Below are 16,079 nucleotides of genomic sequence, written 5' to 3' on the forward strand. Positions count from 1 at the left end.
AGGATTGTTTTCTTTATGCGAAACATCATTTTTTGTCTTTTCGGCCTGCTCTGCAGCATCCTGCTGAGCGGTTGCCAGCAGACTGCCGACCAGGGACCGGTCTACAAGATCGGTTACATGAACTGCAACAGTGAGCAGGAAACCCGTCTGCGGTTTGCCCCGTTGACACGCTATCTGAGCGAGAAAGTTGGTGTCCGGTTCGAGATGGTGCCGGTGGACACCCAGGATTTCGAGGATCGCTTCAAGAAAGAAGAGTTTGCCTTTACTCACACCAATTCCCTGTTGTACCTGATCCTGCGCCAGGACCATGATCTGCAGCTGGTGGCCACAGAAAAGCGCGGCCAGTTCGGAGCGCGGACCGCCGGAACCATTATTTCCCGCAAGGACAGCGGTATCCGCACCCTGGCCGACCTGAAAGGGAAGCGGATGATTTTCGGGCCCCAGCTCGCTCCGTCAGGATACCTGGCCCAGTACGACCTGATGCTCAAGGCCGGTATCGACCCGGAAACGGATCTTTCCTATTACGCCATCCCGCACGGGTCCTTCAAGCATGAGAAGCTGATCTACGCCGTCTATTTCGGTGCCTATGATGTCGCCGCCGCCCCGGCGCTTGACCTTGAGGTCATGACCCGCGAAGGCAAGATTTCTGCCGATGATTTTCAGATCGTGGCCCAGAGCCCGATCTTTCCCTACTGCACCTTCGGTGCCGCCAAAGGGGTTGATCCCGACCTGGTGAAACGGTTCCGGGAGGCCCTGGTCTCGCTTACGCCCGAGGACACCGTTGACTACAACGGCGAACAGGTGAAGGTTCTCAAGTCCGCCTGGGTTGACGGCTTCGAACAGTTGCTCGACAGCGATTACGATATCCTGCGCGGCATGGCCAAACGGGCCAACATGCCGCCTTACCAGGAGTTCTAGAGAGGTGAGCCGGTTGTTGCAGGATCATTTTGACCGTTGGCACGTCCTGGTGCTGCTGCTGGCCGTCTTCGGCGCCGCGGCGTTGCTGTTGACCGCCGGCGGTGGCGGCGATGCCGCCGCGCGCAGTGAGCTCAACCGCCAGTTGGAGCAGGACGTCGCCTACCGTGCCCGGATTGATTTCCTGCAGGATCTCTATCGGCCGGTGCTGGACCTGGAAAAGTCCGGCGCCCGCCAGCAGGCGCTGCTCAAGCTGGAGGAAATCAGCCGGCGCTACCCCGGTGAAGGTTACGGCTTCATTATCAAGGGACGCATCCTGCTGCAGCTGGACGCTGTCGAAGAAGCCGTGGCCAATTATGTCGATGGTGTCAGGCTCAACGGCGATTTTGCCGACAGGCAGGGGCCCTTTTCCGCCTGGAACGAGATCAACCAGCTGGTCAGCAGGCAACTCCCCAGCTTTTCCGAGAGGGCTCGAACCCATCCCGACAACGCGACTCTGAAACGGGTCCTGAGCAACCTTCACTATCTGCAGAGCCGCCTGGCGGGAGGATGCGAATAGAATTATGCCCGTTTTTGACCGCCATTTCTGGATTGTCGTTGTTGCCGGTGGCCTGCTCGGACTGATCGGGGTCGGCCTGGCCGTACTCGGCAATCCGCAGAATTCAGGGATCTGCATCTCCTGTTTCCTGGAAAACACTGCCGGGGCCCTGGGGCTGCACGGCAACCAGCGGATGCAGTATCTGCGGCCGGAACTGATCGGTTTTGTTCTCGGCGCCGTTTTCAGCGCAGCGGCCGGCCGTGAATTTCGTTCCCGCGGGGGCAGTGCCCCGTTGCTGCGGTTTCTTTCCGGGGTCTTCCTGATGATCGGCTGCGGTGTTTTTATCGGTTGTCCGATCAAGCTGTTTCTCCGCCTGACGGCCGGTGACCTGACTGTTCTGAGCGGATTGGCCGGTCTGGTTGTCGGTGTCTGGTTCGGTCTGAAAGGGTTGGCCGGGGGCATCCATCTCGGTGGGGGGCGTCAGGATCCGCGCGGGGCGAGCGGCCTCTGGGTACCGCTGTTTTTCCTGCTGCTGCTGGTTCTGCTTTTGCTGCAGCCCGGGTTCATCCTCTTTTCAACCCGCGGCAGTGGGGCCCAGCATGCTCCGCTGCTGTTTTCCCTCGGCGCCGGTCTGCTGCTCGGCGGTCTGGCCCAGCGCAGCCGGTTCTGTATCACCGGCAGTGTCCGCGACACCTTTCTCATGGGGCGGCGTACTCCCCTGATCTGGGGACTGGCCGCCTTCATCCTGGCTGCTGTCGGCACCAACCTGGCTGCCGGGCGCTTCCATCCCGGATTCTACGGCCAGCCCGGTGCTCATCTTGACTATGGCTGGAGTTTTCTCGGCATGCTGCTGGTCGGCTGGTTGTCGGTCCTGATCGGTGGCTGTCCTTTCCGCCAGTTGATCAAGGCCGGGGAGGGGGATGCCGACGCCGGGCTGGTGGTGATCGGCATGCTGCTTGGTGGAGGGCTGGTGCAGGCCTGGGGCCTGGCCGGCACGGCGGCTGGTGTTCCTCTTTACGGCAAGGTTGCCGTCCTGGTCGGCCTGGCTTTTGTCGCCGCCAATTCGCTGCTCTGGAGAGAGCGGGTGGCGGAAGCCTGAATTGATGGAAGGAGCGATCGTGAACAGACCACAACGTCATACAGCTATTGTCTGGCGGCATGAAACCGGACGGGAGCGGGAACTCCTGGCCGCTCAGCAGCAGGGCGAGGATATCTCCGACGGCGGGACGGTGATCCTGGTCCACCAGGGAACCATGCATCAGCTCAATCTGCTTGGTGGGGAAATCTGGTTGCGTTGCGACGGAGAGCGCAGCCTGGAGCAGATTATCAATGAGCTGGCGGGCGAATATGAGGTCGACCGGGGTGAACTGGAACAGGATGTCCGCGACTTTGTCGCCGACCTTGAACAGCGGGGGTGGCTGATCGATGGCTGATGCAAAGATGGGCCTGCTTTCGGCGCCGCTGACATTCAACTGGACCCTCTCCTACCGCTGTAATTTCAGCTGCAGTCACTGCTACAGTCGCGAAGAGCAGGCGGCCGAGCTGGGGACCGCCGATATCAAACGTATCGTCGACATCCTGGCAGCCAAGAAGATCCCGTTCATCAATTTCGGTGGTGGTGAGCCGCTGATTCGGGAGGACCTGTTCGAGATCGCCGCCTATGCCGCTGAACAGGGGCTGAATGTGTCGATGAACTCCAACGGCTGGCTCGTCGATGCGGACAATGCGTCCCGGCTGGCCGCGGCCGGATTCAAGAGCGTCGGCATCAGTATCGACAGTGCTGAGGCGTCCCTGCACGATGATTTCCGCTGCATGCCCGGTTCCTTCGCGCGGGCCGTTGCCGCCCTCGACCACCTGCGCCGGGCCGGTATCCGCACCACCATGAGCGCGGTGATTTCGCGCATCAATTACCGGAATTTCCGGGATATCCTCGACCTTGCCCGGGAGCATGATGTCAGCCAGGTCTACCTGCATAACTTCAAGTGCAGCGGCCGCGGTTTCAAGAATCGTGAAGAACTCGACCTTGACCCGGGAGAATGGAAAGCCTTTTATCTTGAGGCACTTGAGGTCAAGAACAGCACTGAGGCTCCGGCGATTTCCTTCGACGATCCGGTGATCGCTTCTCTGCCCGGTTACGATGCCGACCCCCTGGTCAAGGGGAGCAGCTGCGGCAAACTCTCCCTGCACCTGCGGCCGAACGGAGATATCACTCCCTGCGGGTTTATTCCGTTGGTGGTGGGAAATATTCTCAACCAGGATTTCGACGAAATCTGGAACGGTTCCGATGTGCTGCAGAAAATGCGGAACAAGGAGGCGAAGGGCAAATGCGCCGGCTGCTCGTCCTACGGTGACTGCCTCGGCGGCTGTACGGCCCGCGCCTTTGCCACCACCGGTGACTTCTCCGAGCCCGATCCTCATTGCTGGAAATGATCGGGACGGCGAACCTGATGTCTTGATATGACAGCTCTCGATCATCTCGACGCGCCATTGCGCATGACCTGGTTCCTTGATGACCGTCTCGCCCCGGCGCGACAGATCCTGCTCGCCGAACGGCTGGTCGAGGCCGGGCTCTTTGAACTGACCCTGACCGGTCACCCTCTCAGATGTCCGGTGCTGAAGGAAATTCTCGGGATTCTTGCCGGGCGCGGCATGCAGGTCAGTCTGGTTGTCACCGCTGACGACAGGGATCTGTTGCCCGTGACCGGCCAGCCGCCGGCGCGGGTGTTGCTCGATCTGGGGCCCTCTCCAGGGGATGTCGTTCCCGACTGGCGGGGGATTGAGGGGCATGTCCAATCGCTGCGCGAGGCAGGCTGCTTTCCCGGCCTGCAGTTGCTGCCGCTGCGTTCCTCGATCAGGTTGCTGCCCGATTTATTCCTGCTGGCGACCGACCTGGCTGTGGATCAGGTGCTTCTGCCGAACGTGCCGTTGACCGATTTTGCCGGTGAGGATCCCGGCCCTCGGCTGCTGCGGGCCGAAGATCTGGAATCTTTTGCCGGGTTCTGGGAGAGGATCGACCCCCGACCGCCGATTCCGTCCGGGCTGGTGGTTCATGATCTCTTTCTGTGGGAGATCCTCTGTCCCGGTCAACGTCGCGACCACTACAGCGGCTGTCAGGCCGGCAACAGCCTCGGGCATCTCGATGCCGCCGGTATTCTCTATCCCTGTTCGTCCTGGAACCAGCCGCTGGGGGCCTTGTTTGATGCCGCGCTCACCGATCTCTGGCAAGGGGATCTGCGTCGTTCCATACGGGATGACATCGCGCGTCAACCCGACGCGTGCAATGGTTGTCGTGTCTACGCCCGCTGTCTGGCCGGATGCCGGGGACTGTCGCGTGCTTTTTCGTCTGAAGATGATGAAGGCCGGGGACGAGATCTGATGTGTTCCGGTCGCAGAGATTTGTGATCGGAATCTGTTTCGCGACTGTCGAAATTCCGGTTTTCCGAATTCGATATTTTTGCGTTTTTCCAATGGTCAGGGCGCGGCAAATCCATTATGATGCAAACCGATGAGTATTTATCTCGATAACGCGGCGACATCATTCCCTAAACCCGAATCGGTCTATCGTGCCGTCGAACGCGCCATGCGGCACGCGGGAGGCAACCCCGGTCGCGGCGGCCATCGTTTTTCTCTCGACGCCGGTCGTGAGGTTCTGGAAACGCGCGAAACACTGGCGCGTTTTTTTGCTGTTGAGGATGCCGCCCGTATTGTATTTACATCGGGTGCCACCGAGGGAATCAACCTGGCGCTGTTCGGTCTGCTGCAGCCGGGCGACCGGGTTGTGACCACCAGCATGGAGCATAATGCCCTGATGCGGCCGCTGTATGCCCTGCAGCAGCGCGGCATCGAGGTCGAACAGGTGGTGACCGGTCGTGACGGCATTGTCGACGTCAGCGAACTGCAGCGTGCCTGCCGGGTTCCGACCCGGCTGCTCGCCATCGGCCACTGTTCCAATGTCAGCGGTTCCATCCAGCCGCTGGAGACAATCATCCCCTGGTGCCGGGACCATGGCATCCTGACCCTGGTGGATGCCGCTCAGAGCGCCGGTCACCTGCCGCTGTCAGTCGCCCGCCTCGGGGTTCATCTGCTGGCTGTCCCCGGACACAAGGGGCTGCTCGGCCCGGCCGGCACCGGGTTTCTCTATGTCGACCCGGAACTGCGGCTGGAGCCGCTGCTTTACGGCGGAACGGGCATCAATTCGACCATGCGGACCATGCCCGAAGATCTGCCCGAGCGTCTGGAGGCCGGGACGTTGAATGTTCCCGGCCTGGCCGGTCTGCGGGCCGGCGTCGAATATCTTCAGCAGCAGGGTCCGGAGCGGCTCGAAGCCAGGCTCAATGAGCTGGTGGACCGCTTGCTCGCCGGGCTTGAAGCTGTTCCCGGCGTCACCCTCTACGGCCCGGCGCGGGGAGAGCGGCGCGGCAATGTCGTGTCCTTCAATCTTGACGGCATGGATGCGGCTGAAGTCGGTTACCGTCTTGAACAGCAGTTCGGCATCTGTGTCCGGGTCGGGCTGCACTGCGCCCCCGATGCTCATCGCAGCCTCGGGTCGTTTCCGGGAGGGACGGTCCGGGTCAGTCCCGGCATCTTCACCCGTCCGGAACAGGTTGAGAAGCTGCTGACTGCGGTTGCCCTCCTGGGTGATCCGTCAGCCCGCAACGATAAAGAATAAAGGAGTCATGCCGATGCGAAAAGTCTTCTGGATATTGCCCCTGTTGCTGCTGGTTTTTGCCGCCTGCTCGTTGCCGCCTGACAAACCGGTCACCCGTGCCGAGCTGATGAAGACCCGGATCTACAACGACTACGTGATCGAGGAATCTCCCGAGCAGGTACTCAACGCGCTCAATCGGGACGGCGAGGTGGTGCTCAAGAGTAAACGCAATATTCCCGGCAAGAATTATCCCGTTCACCTGAAAATCCTTGCCACTTCGGATGGTCTTGAAGTGGTGGATTACGATCGCTGAAGTCAGCCCCGGTTGTTCACCCCGGTGAGTTCGGGGCCTCTGGTTCGGTTGCAACCCTCGGAGAATCGGAATCGATGAAAAAAACCTATATTCTCGACACCAATGTTCTGCTGCATGATCCGCAGGCCATTTTCAAGTTTGAAGACAACAACCTGGCGATTCCGATTACCGTCATCGAGGAGATTGACGGTTTCAAGAAGAATCTCAATGAAACAGGTAGAAATGCCCGCCAGTTCTCACGTTTTCTTGATGCGCTCCGTAAGGACCACAGCCTTACCGAGGGGGTGCCGCTCGAATCCGGGGGCAACCTGACGGTTGAACTCTACACGGAAGAGGCCCTCAACCGGCTGCCGCCAGAGTTGCGCAGCGACCGGGGGGACAACCGTATTCTCGCTGTGGCGCTGAAATTCAAGGAGCGGCTTGACGGTCCGGTTGTCTTTGTCACCAAGGACACCAACCTGCGCATCAAGGCCGACGCCATCGGCTTGACGGCCGAGGATTACGAATCGGACAAGGTGTCCATCGATGAACTCTATACCGGTGCCACTGAAATCCTGGTCGGCAAGGATCAGGTCGATGATTTCTATGCCCGCGGATTTCTCGAAATCGACTGTGAGTGCCGTGCCAACCAGTTCGTGACCCTGGTGGATGAAAGCAACCCCTCGCACACCGCACTGGCCCGTTACCAGTGTCCGCTCAATCGTCTTGTCGCCCTGATTCCCACGCCCAAGGAAGGTCTCTGGGGCATTCACCCGCGCAATCGTGAGCAACAGTTCGCTTTCGACCTGCTGCTCAATGATGATATCCAGCTGGTCAGCCTGATCGGCATGGCCGGTACCGGTAAAACCCTGCTGGCTCTGGCGGCCGGCCTGCACATGGCGGCCGACGAGGATCACTACAACCGACTGCTGGTTTCCCGTCCGGTTTTTCCGCTTGGCCGTGATCTCGGTTTTCTGCCCGGAGATATCGAGGAGAAGCTGGCCCCCTGGATGCAGCCGATCTTCGACAATATCGAGTTGCTGCTCGGTTCGGTGGACGAAGAGGGCAAGCGGAAGCGCGGTTATCGTGAACTGGTCGATATGGGTCTCCTGGAAATCGAGGCGCTGACCTATATCCGCGGTCGCTCGATTCCCAACCAGTACCTTATCGTCGATGAATCGCAGAACCTGACCCCCCACGAAATCAAGACCATCGTCACCCGTGCCGGGGAAGGGACCAAGGTTGTTCTTACCGGAGACCCCTACCAGATAGATAATCCGTATGTCGATTCGTCCAGTAATGGTTTGACCTACGTGGTGGAAAAGTTTAAAGACCAGGATGTTGCCGGGCATATCACCCTGCAGAAGGGAGAACGTTCCTGCCTGGCGGAATTGGCGGCGAACCTGTTATGAATCTGCCGGTGGTCAGGTGTCTGAAGAATCCTTGTCAGCGTCCCCCCTGGTTGGCGCCGCTGCTCATGTCTGACTGCTGATTGCCGGATACCTTGACTTGCCATGCTGTTGCTCTGTATCGAAAGTTCATGCGATGAGACCGCCGCCGCCGTTGTCCGTGACGGACGCGAGCCGCTGTCCAGCGTCATAGCCACGCAGATCGATGTTCATGCCCGCTACGGCGGCGTGGTGCCCGAGATCGCCTCGCGCCAACACCTTGAGGCGATCAGCCCGGTGATTGACCAGGCGCTTGAGGAGGCCGGCTGCCGGCTGGACGATATTGAAGGGCTGGTGGTTACCCGCGGTCCCGGGCTGGTCGGCGCGTTGCTGATCGGGGTCTCGGTTGCCAAGGCGCTGGCCTGGTCGCGGCGGTTGCCGCTGATCGGGGTGCATCACATCGAAGGGCATATCCTGTCGCCGCTGCTAGAGCGTGAGATTGCTTTTCCCTACCTGGCTCTTGCTGTTTCCGGCGGGCATACCCACCTTTACCGGGTCGACGGTATCGGACGCTACAGGATTCTCGGCCGGACTCTGGATGATGCCGCCGGTGAAGCGTTCGACAAGGTCGCCAAACTGCTTGGGCTCGGCTATCCCGGCGGCGCAGTGATTGACCGTCTGGCCAGCGAAGGCGATCCGCGGGCGATCCGTTTTCCGCGACCGATGCTGAACCGGGACAACCTCGACTTCAGCTTCAGCGGCATCAAAACCTCGGTGATGAATCATGTTCGCAGCACCGGCGCCCTGAGCGAGCGGCAGGTCCGGGATGTTGCGGCCGGATTCCAGGCGGCGGTGGTCGAAGTCCTGACCGCCAAGACGTTGCGGGCGGCCGAAGAAGAGAACCTGGAACGCATCGTGGTTGCCGGAGGAGTCGCCTGCAACAGCGGCCTGCGTCGCCGTTTTGCCGCCGAGAGCGGAGCGCGCGGGATGAGGGTCGATTTCCCGAGCCCGGCTCTGTGCGGGGATAATGCCGCGATGCTCGGTGTCGCCGGAGACTATTACCTGCGCAACGGTGCGCGGGCATCACTTGATTTGAATGCCGTGCCGGTCTGGCCGCTGGACCAGGCTGCACCAATGATGGCATGAGGGGCTGATGTATCGCAGGTGGGGGTTTGTCAGACTGCTCAAACTGCTCCTGATTCGTTTTGTCAGGCTGCAGGGGACGCCGAATGAGATCAGCCGCGGGGTTGCCCTCGGCATCGCCATCGGTATGACCCCGACCTTCGGTTTCCAGATGGTGATCGCCGCATTCTGGGCCTGGGTTCTCAAGGAGAGCAAGGTTGCCGCCATCCTCGGGGTCTGGATCACCAACCCGCTGACCGCGCCGTTTATCTATGCCCTTGAATATGAAACCGGTCGCACCATGCTCGGCATGGACTTTGTTTCCCTGCCGCATGAACTGACTTTTGCCACTCTCAGCAACCTTGGATGGCAGGTGATTCTGCCGCTCTGTGTCGGCAGCCTGGTATGGACCGTATTCAGCTGGTTTGCCGCCTATTATCTCTGTCTCAAACTCGCTCCGATGGCCAAGCGTCTACGGGTGCCCCGCTGGCCGAGAAAGCCCACATCCTGATGTCTGTCAATCAAGGCCACCGTGCCAAGAAGCGGTTCGGCCAGAATTTTCTGCGTGATCGCCATGTGGTGGGAGAAATCCTGGCCGCCGCCGAAATCACGGCCACCGACCGGGTTCTGGAGATCGGTCCCGGGCTCGGTGCCCTGACCGATGGACTGCTGCGGGCCGCCGGCGAGGTCCTGATCATGGAACTGGATCGCGACCTGCTGCAGCGTTGGCAGCAGCGGCCGGAGCCCAACCTGCGGGTTCTGGCCGGAGACGCCCTCAAGCTCGACTGGCCGCAGTTGCTTGAACCCGCGCCGGTCAAGCTGGTTGCCAATCTGCCGTACAATATTTCCAGCCAGGTCATCTTCAAAATTCTCGATCACCGGCAGCTGTTTTCCCGACTGGTGCTGATGTTCCAGAAAGAGGTCGGTGAGCGTCTGCGCGCCGCGCCGGGCTGCCGTGATTATGGCATCCTGTCGGTGCTTTGCCGACAGTGGTTCGATATTCGCCGGGTTGTCAAGGTTCCGCCCCAGGCGTTTCGACCGGCTCCCAAAGTTGATTCGGTGGTGCTGCGGTTCGATCCGTTGCCCGAACCGCGGGTGGTTGTCGACCAGCCGGAACTGTTTCTGCGGGTGGTCAAGGGAGCCTTTGTTCAGCGCCGGAAAACCCTGCGCAACAGTTTGCTCGCGGCTGGTTTTGAAGCCGGAGTGCTTGATGCCGCCCTGCAGCGCAGCGACATTCTGCCGACCCGTCGCGGAGAAACCCTCGAGCTTGAGGAGTTCGCCCGTTTGACCCGTAATCTTCAGGCCTGAGACAGACGCGTTTCCGTCCAGGCTTCCCTCTTTTCAGGAGTTGTTATTTATGAGTTCAACCGAACAGGTCGTCGCCCGTGTCAACGGCACCCCCATCAATCGATTTGACCTGGATAATGCTATCCAGGGCTATGCCATGGAACAGCACCGCAAGACCATGGACCAGCTCGATGCCGACCAGCTCCGGGAGGCCGAGGATTTCGCTCTCGAAAAGCTGGTTGCCCGTGAGTTGATATTCCAGGAAGCGATGGCCGGCGGTTTCGTCGCTGATGAACAGACCATCGAAGAGGAGCGGCAGAAGATTGTTGCCAACTTCCCCAGTGAAGAGGAGTTTGCCGCAACCCTGGCCAAGGCCGGGCTTGATAGTGAATCCTATCGCCGTATGCTGCGCCAGGATGTGACCGTCAACCAGTTCTCCGAACAGCAGATCATGGGCCTTCCTGAGCCGGACCTGGACGCGGTCGAATCCTTTTACCGGGAGCATCCGGAGCAGATGATTCGCCGGGGCAGGGTGCGCGCCTGCCACATCCTGGTCAAGGCCCCTGCAACTGAGCGGGATCAGGCGCGGGAAAAGATCGAGCAGCTGCGGCAGCAGGCAACGGCCGACAACTTTGCCGACCTGGCCCGACGCAGTTCCGACTGCCCGAGCGCCACCGGCGGCGGTGATCTCGGTTATTTCCGCCGTGGTGACATGGTCGCCGAGTTCGAGCAGGCGGCTTTTTCGCAACCGGTCGGTGAAGTCGGCGCCCCGGTTGAAACCCAGTTCGGTTTCCACCTGATCATGGTCCTCGACCGTGAGGAAGACCAGCGGATGAGCCTCGAGGAAGCTCGTCCGCAGATCGTTCGTTTTCTGCAGGGGCAGGCGGGAGCGGAAAAATTGCGCGCCTGGGTTGAGCAGCTGCGCGACAAGGCGGTGATCGAACTGAACATCGCTGTGGATTGAGCGAACCCGGCCTCCTTTCATCCGGGGAGGCGGCTCGTCGCCGTCTCCCCGGAGTCTTTTTTTATCCGACCTGCTTGTCAATGCTCCACTCATGATCTAAACTCCCAAAATGACTGGTAATTATCCAGCCAGTATGTTTGTCTACGCCCTTCATCCCGCCGGGAGCAGATCATGAAGACTATCGTTGATTCACAAGGACATCGTCTGCCGCAACAGCAGATCGAAGAGAAAATTTCCACCGCCCTGATGCTGCTCTGCCAGCGCCAGCCGGAGCGGGCCGACCAGTTGCGAGCCCTCGCCGGGATCCTGCGGGATCACACTCCGCTGAGTTTCTTTGTCGCCCCGACAACCGACCGCCTGGCGGAATGGGTTGAGCAGTTTGACCGTTTTCTCGCCCGGCGGGACTCCCGGGTGATGGTGGACTGTTTCTCGCTGGCTCCGGGAGACCGTTCTTTCCTGGTGACCAATACCCCCGATGTTCCCTACCTGCTGCACACCGTTCAACTCTGTCTTTCCCGTCTCGGAGTTCGTTTCCAGGTTGTCTGTCACCCGATCATCTCGGTTCACCGTGAGGGGGGAGAGATCGTGCGTCTCGGTCCCGCGGGCCGGGGTGGCGATGCTGAATCACTGATCGTCATTGAACTGGAAGATATCGGCTGTCGTGACATTCCTGAACTGCTGAAGGAGGTGCGGCGCCGGCTTGAACTGGTTCTGCAGGTTGCGGCCGATGATCAGAAGCTGCGGCAGCAGCTCAATGCCGTCGGTCATTGCCGTACCGCCAATCATGATTTCTGGTCCTGGCTTGAGCAGGGAGCGTTTCTGCCTCTGTCATATAAAAGACTGAGGCTTTCCGGCAGTGGTGATGCCATGGAGGTGCTTGAAGAAGCCGACAGCGCTCTCGGCATTCCGTGGAAAATGGTTCAGGTCCGCAGTGGCGAATCCCTCTCCCTGAGTGAGCTTCCGGGACGCTTCCAGAGCAGAATCCATCGCCCGACGGCCGAAGTGGTGGAGGAAAGCGACCGCCGCAGTCCCATCTTTCGTGATGAACCCCTGGTCTATGTCGGTTGCCGGGACGGGTCGGTCGAGCATGTTTTCCTTGGCCTTTTTGTTCCCGAAGAGCTGGAGAAGCCGACCCTCGGCATTCCCGCGCTGAAGAACCGGATGGCACAGGCCTTCGACCAGCTCTGTATCCCCGCCGGCAGCCATGATTACCGTAAGATTACCGAGATCTTCAATTCCTTCCCCAAAACCGAGATGTTTTTCATGGCTGACGAGGAGTTGTTCTGCCTGGTCCGCTCGTTCACCCAGTTGTACCGCCACGCCTCGGTCAAGGTTGTCCCGGCTCACAGCCTGGCGGTACGCGGGCTGACGCTGATGATGATCATGCCGCGTGATTTCTACACGCCGCAGAACATGAGTCGTATGGAGAAGTATCTCAAACGCTTTTTCAGCGCCGCCGGCGTCGTAACACGCGTTATTCACATGGCCAAGTCCTACCTCAGCCTGCATGTCAGCATCCAGAAGGACGATTTCGACATCGCCTTCGATGCCGGCAGGCTGGAGCGCGGGTTGACGCGTCTCGCCCGCCCCTGGGATCTGTGTCTGGAAGACCTGCTCGATCGACGTTTCGATGCCTGTCGACGAGATCAGTTGCTGGAACGCTATCGGGACGCATTCCCGATTGAATACCGTCACCTGACTCACCCGCGCTTCGCCCTGCGCGACATCCAGGCCATAGAGCAGCTCTTCATCGATGGCGAAGATTCCTTTGCCCTGTGGGGGCCGTTGCGCGACCCGGAGGAGTTTTTCCGCCTGCAGTTCTACAGCCTTCGGCAGAGCTATCTCAACGAGTTGATGCCGTTTCTGGAAAATCTCGGTGTCAATGTCATCGACGAGGTTGATTTCAGCCTGGTTGTCGATCAGCGCGAAGTCTTCATCAAGAGCTTTGCCATCCGCGGCGGCGCGGGAAGCCTGCCGCTCTCACCGCTGCGCGACAAACTGGTCGCCGCCCTGACCGCTCTGCGCCGGGGTGACCTGGAGAACGACTACCTGAATCGACTGCTGGTTCTCTCCGGCCTCGACTGGAAACAGATCGACCTTTTCCGTGCCTATCGAAATTACTATTTTCAGCTGGGTTCTCCCTACAGTAAGCGGCGGGTGGCCTTCTCGCTGATCAACAATCCGCAGGTGGCAGCACTGCTTTACAATTATTTCGAGGCCCGGTTCAAGCCCGATGAACGTTGGCAGGATCCCCTCGAACGGGAAGAACAGGCGCTCTCGCCGATCCGCATGGAGTTGATCGCCGCTCTGCAGCAGGTGCAGGACCCCAACGAAGATGAAATCCTGCGGATCATGTTCAACCTGATCGATTCGACCATCCGCAGCAATTTCTTTCTGCGTCGTGATGCCGAGGACTATTTCCTGGCGTTCAAGATCAGCGCCATCGGCATCATCGACATGCCGGCGCCGCGCCCTCTCTACGAAACCTATGTTCACAGCGCGAAGATGGAGGGCATCCACCTGCGCGGCGGCAAGGTCGCCCGCGGCGGTATCCGCTGGTCCGATCGGCCGGATGACTTCCGCACCGAGATCCTCGGCCTGATGAAGACCCAGATGACCAAGAACGCGCTCATTGTACCGGTCGGTTCCAAGGGCGGCTTCATCGTCAAGACACCGTTCAGCAACCGGGAAGAGGGTGGGGCGTTGTCGAAGGCGGCCTACCAGACGCTGATGCGTGGTCTGCTTGACCTGTGTGACAACCGGGTCGGCACCAGGGTGGTGCGTCCGCGGGGAATCGTCGCCTATGACGGCGAAGATCCCTATCTTGTGGTGGCCGCCGACAAGGGCACCGCTCACCTTCCCGACACCGCCAACGCGATCAGCTGTGATTACGGTTTCTGGCTCGGAGACGCCTTTGCCAGCGGTGGTTCCAGGGGCTACGACCACAAGAAACTCGGCATTACCGCGCGAGGCGCCTGGGAGTGCGTCAAACGCCATTTTCGCGAACTGGGAACCGACATCCAGTCCGAACCGGTGACCGTGGTCGGTATCGGCGACATGGGGGGGGATGTTTTCGGCAACGGCATGTTGCTGTCGAAAAAACTCAAATTGCTGGCCGCCTTCAATCACCTGCATATTTTTCTCGATCCGGACCCCGATCCTGAAGTTTCCTGGGCTGAACGCAAACGGCTGTTCGAGCTGCCGCGTTCATCCTGGGAGGATTACAATCCGCAATTGATCAGTCGGGGCGGCGGCGTCTTCAGCCGCAGCGCCAAGGATATTCCGCTTTCACCCGAAGTCCGGAAATGGCTGGGGGTCAAGCACGATTCAATCGACCCCAACGGGCTGATCAGCCTGTTGCTGGCGGCACCGGTCGACCTGCTCTGGAACGGCGGCATCGGCACTTATGTCAAGGCTTCGGATGAAAAGCACAGTGATGCCGGCGACCGCGCCAATGACGCCCTGCGGATTGACGCCACCCAGTTGCGCGCCCGGGTGATTGGTGAAGGGGGTAACCTCGGCATGACCCAGAAAGCGCGGATTGAATATGCCCTCGGCGGCGGGCGGCTGAACACTGACGCCATCGACAATTCGGCCGGAGTCGACTGCTCCGACCATGAAGTCAACCTGAAGATTTTCCTCCATCATCTGATCGCCGAAGGCAAACTCAAGGATGAGCAGCAGCGGGATCGTCTGCTGGCAGAGGTCACCGACGATGTCTGCCGGCTGGTGCTGAAAAACAACTACACCCAGAGCCTCTGCCTGAGCATGGACCTGGAGCGTTGCGGAGAGGATGCCGGCCCCTTTCTCGATCTTGCCGACCGCCTGACCGATGCCGGTCTGCTTGATCGCAAGGGGGAGGGCCTGCCGAGTGCCAAGCAGGTGATGGCGCGGGCCGACCGCAGCCTGACGAGGCCGGAGTTGTCGATTCTGCTTGCCTACGCCAAGATGCAGCTCTACCAGGCGCTGCTGGAAAGTGATCTGCCGGAAGATGAACTGGCGGGAGACGATCTGAAAAGCTATTTCCCGCCGCTGATGCAGAAACGTTTCGGTAAAGAACTGGCGGGACATCCGCTGGCGCGGGAGATCATCGCCACCGTGGTGACCAACAGGATTGTCGACCAGGCCGGGGCCTGTTTCTGCGACCGCCTGGTTCGTGGTACCGGGGCGGGCCTGGTCGCCATCGCCCGAACCTACCTGTTCTTTGACCGGCTGCTGCAGGCCGACAATGTTCGGGACTGGGTCTACAGCCGTGACAACCGCATGACGGCCGAACAGCAGCACCAGCTGCTGCGGCTGCTGGAGAGTCATATCGCCGAACTCTGTCGGACGGCACTGGCCGTCGGTTTCCCGATTGTCTACAGCCGGCGGCGGATCACCGCTCTTCGCAGGCAGTTCGAGGAGTACTGTGCCTCTCTATCCGGAACCGGGACGCTGCTGGTTGAGGTCGAGGACATGCCGCCCGAGGTCGCGGCAGGCCTGACCATGCTGACCGATCTCGATCATTTTCTGCCGGTTGTGGTTCTGGCGGGAGAGGCGAAGAGGCCGCTGCCCGAGGTCGTTGACTGCTACCGCGCGGTGCGGAAGAAACTCGATCTCGATCCACTGCTCGACTGTCTTTCCAGGGTTGCGGTGAAGGATCGCTGGGGGCGCCTCGGTCGGGAGGCGCTGCGTACCCAGATCGATGCTCATGTCAGCCAGATTGCCCGCAAGGTGCTGCAGCAGTACGGGGGGCGGACCGCCGAATTCTTCAACGCCCGGCGCTCCCTGATGCAGACCTACCGGGCCCAGCGCAAACGTCTCGGCGCGGCGGTCCCCGACAATCTGCATCCTTTCATGGTCCTGGTCGGCAGCATCAACCGGCTGCTGAACGAGGCCTGATGGCGTCGCAAAAACTCACCAGCAGCTGCGTTACTGCGTTTGTC

General features: G+C 60.3%; 14 protein-coding genes. All 14 read left to right on the plus strand.

The window, feature by feature from the left end:
- The first annotated feature begins 15 nt into the window (after positions 1-15).
- A complete protein-coding gene (locus tag B5V00_RS05990; protein ID WP_085009861.1) occupies positions 16-918 on the plus strand; it encodes a PhnD/SsuA/transferrin family substrate-binding protein in 903 nt (300 codons plus the stop codon).
- A gap of 4 nt (positions 919-922) precedes the next feature.
- Positions 923-1,474 (plus strand): hypothetical protein, encoded by a 552-nt coding sequence (locus B5V00_RS05995; protein ID WP_245803916.1) that lies wholly within the window; start codon positions 923-925, stop codon positions 1,472-1,474.
- A gap of 4 nt (positions 1,475-1,478) precedes the next feature.
- Complete coding sequence (gene yedE, locus B5V00_RS06000; protein ID WP_085009862.1) at positions 1,479-2,552, plus strand: YedE family putative selenium transporter; 1,074 nt, start codon at positions 1,479-1,481, stop codon at positions 2,550-2,552.
- A 19-nt stretch (positions 2,553-2,571) separates the two neighbouring features.
- Positions 2,572-2,886, plus strand: coding sequence for a pyrroloquinoline quinone biosynthesis peptide chaperone PqqD (pqqD, locus tag B5V00_RS06005; RefSeq protein WP_172399636.1), 315 nt, complete (start codon positions 2,572-2,574; stop codon positions 2,884-2,886).
- Positions 2,879-3,883: a GeoRSP system radical SAM/SPASM protein gene (locus B5V00_RS06010; RefSeq protein WP_085009864.1), complete on the plus strand. Its 1,005-nt coding sequence runs from the start codon at positions 2,879-2,881 to the stop codon at positions 3,881-3,883. The genes pqqD and B5V00_RS06010 overlap by 8 nt, the downstream gene beginning before the upstream one ends.
- Before the next feature lie 27 nt (positions 3,884-3,910).
- On the plus strand, positions 3,911-4,855 hold the full coding sequence (locus tag B5V00_RS06015; RefSeq protein WP_085009865.1) for an SPASM domain-containing protein: 945 nt from the start codon (positions 3,911-3,913) through the stop codon (positions 4,853-4,855).
- A 103-nt stretch (positions 4,856-4,958) separates the two neighbouring features.
- On the plus strand, positions 4,959-6,122 hold the full coding sequence (locus tag B5V00_RS06020) for an aminotransferase class V-fold PLP-dependent enzyme (RefSeq protein WP_085009866.1): 1,164 nt from the start codon (positions 4,959-4,961) through the stop codon (positions 6,120-6,122).
- 13 nt (positions 6,123-6,135) lie between these two features.
- Positions 6,136-6,414, plus strand: coding sequence for a hypothetical protein (locus B5V00_RS06025; RefSeq protein ID WP_085009867.1), 279 nt, complete (start codon positions 6,136-6,138; stop codon positions 6,412-6,414).
- Positions 6,415-6,488: 74 nt separating this feature from the next.
- Positions 6,489-7,805, plus strand: coding sequence for a PhoH family protein (locus B5V00_RS06030; protein WP_085009868.1), 1,317 nt, complete (start codon positions 6,489-6,491; stop codon positions 7,803-7,805).
- 102 nt (positions 7,806-7,907) lie between these two features.
- The gene (gene tsaD / locus B5V00_RS06035) at positions 7,908-8,927 is read left to right on the plus strand and encodes a tRNA (adenosine(37)-N6)-threonylcarbamoyltransferase complex transferase subunit TsaD (protein WP_085009869.1); all 1,020 of its coding nucleotides are present in this window, start codon (positions 7,908-7,910) and stop codon (positions 8,925-8,927) included.
- Positions 8,928-8,934: 7 nt separating this feature from the next.
- Positions 8,935-9,414, plus strand: coding sequence for a DUF2062 domain-containing protein (locus B5V00_RS06040; RefSeq protein ID WP_085009870.1), 480 nt, complete (start codon positions 8,935-8,937; stop codon positions 9,412-9,414).
- A complete protein-coding gene (gene rsmA, locus B5V00_RS06045; protein ID WP_085009871.1) occupies positions 9,414-10,211 on the plus strand; it encodes a 16S rRNA (adenine(1518)-N(6)/adenine(1519)-N(6))-dimethyltransferase RsmA in 798 nt (265 codons plus the stop codon). Before B5V00_RS06040 ends, rsmA begins: the two co-directional genes overlap by 1 nt.
- 49 nt (positions 10,212-10,260) lie before the next feature.
- Positions 10,261-11,154: a peptidylprolyl isomerase gene (locus B5V00_RS06050; protein WP_085009872.1), complete on the plus strand. Its 894-nt coding sequence runs from the start codon at positions 10,261-10,263 to the stop codon at positions 11,152-11,154.
- 171 nt (positions 11,155-11,325) lie between these two features.
- Entirely contained in the window at positions 11,326-16,035 is a 4,710-nt protein-coding gene (locus B5V00_RS06055) for an NAD-glutamate dehydrogenase domain-containing protein (RefSeq protein WP_085009873.1), read from the plus strand.
- Positions 16,036-16,079: the final 44 nt, after the last annotated feature.

Source organism: Geothermobacter hydrogeniphilus (assembly GCF_002093115.1).
GTDB lineage: Bacteria > Desulfobacterota > Desulfuromonadia > Desulfuromonadales > Geothermobacteraceae > Geothermobacter_A > Geothermobacter_A hydrogeniphilus.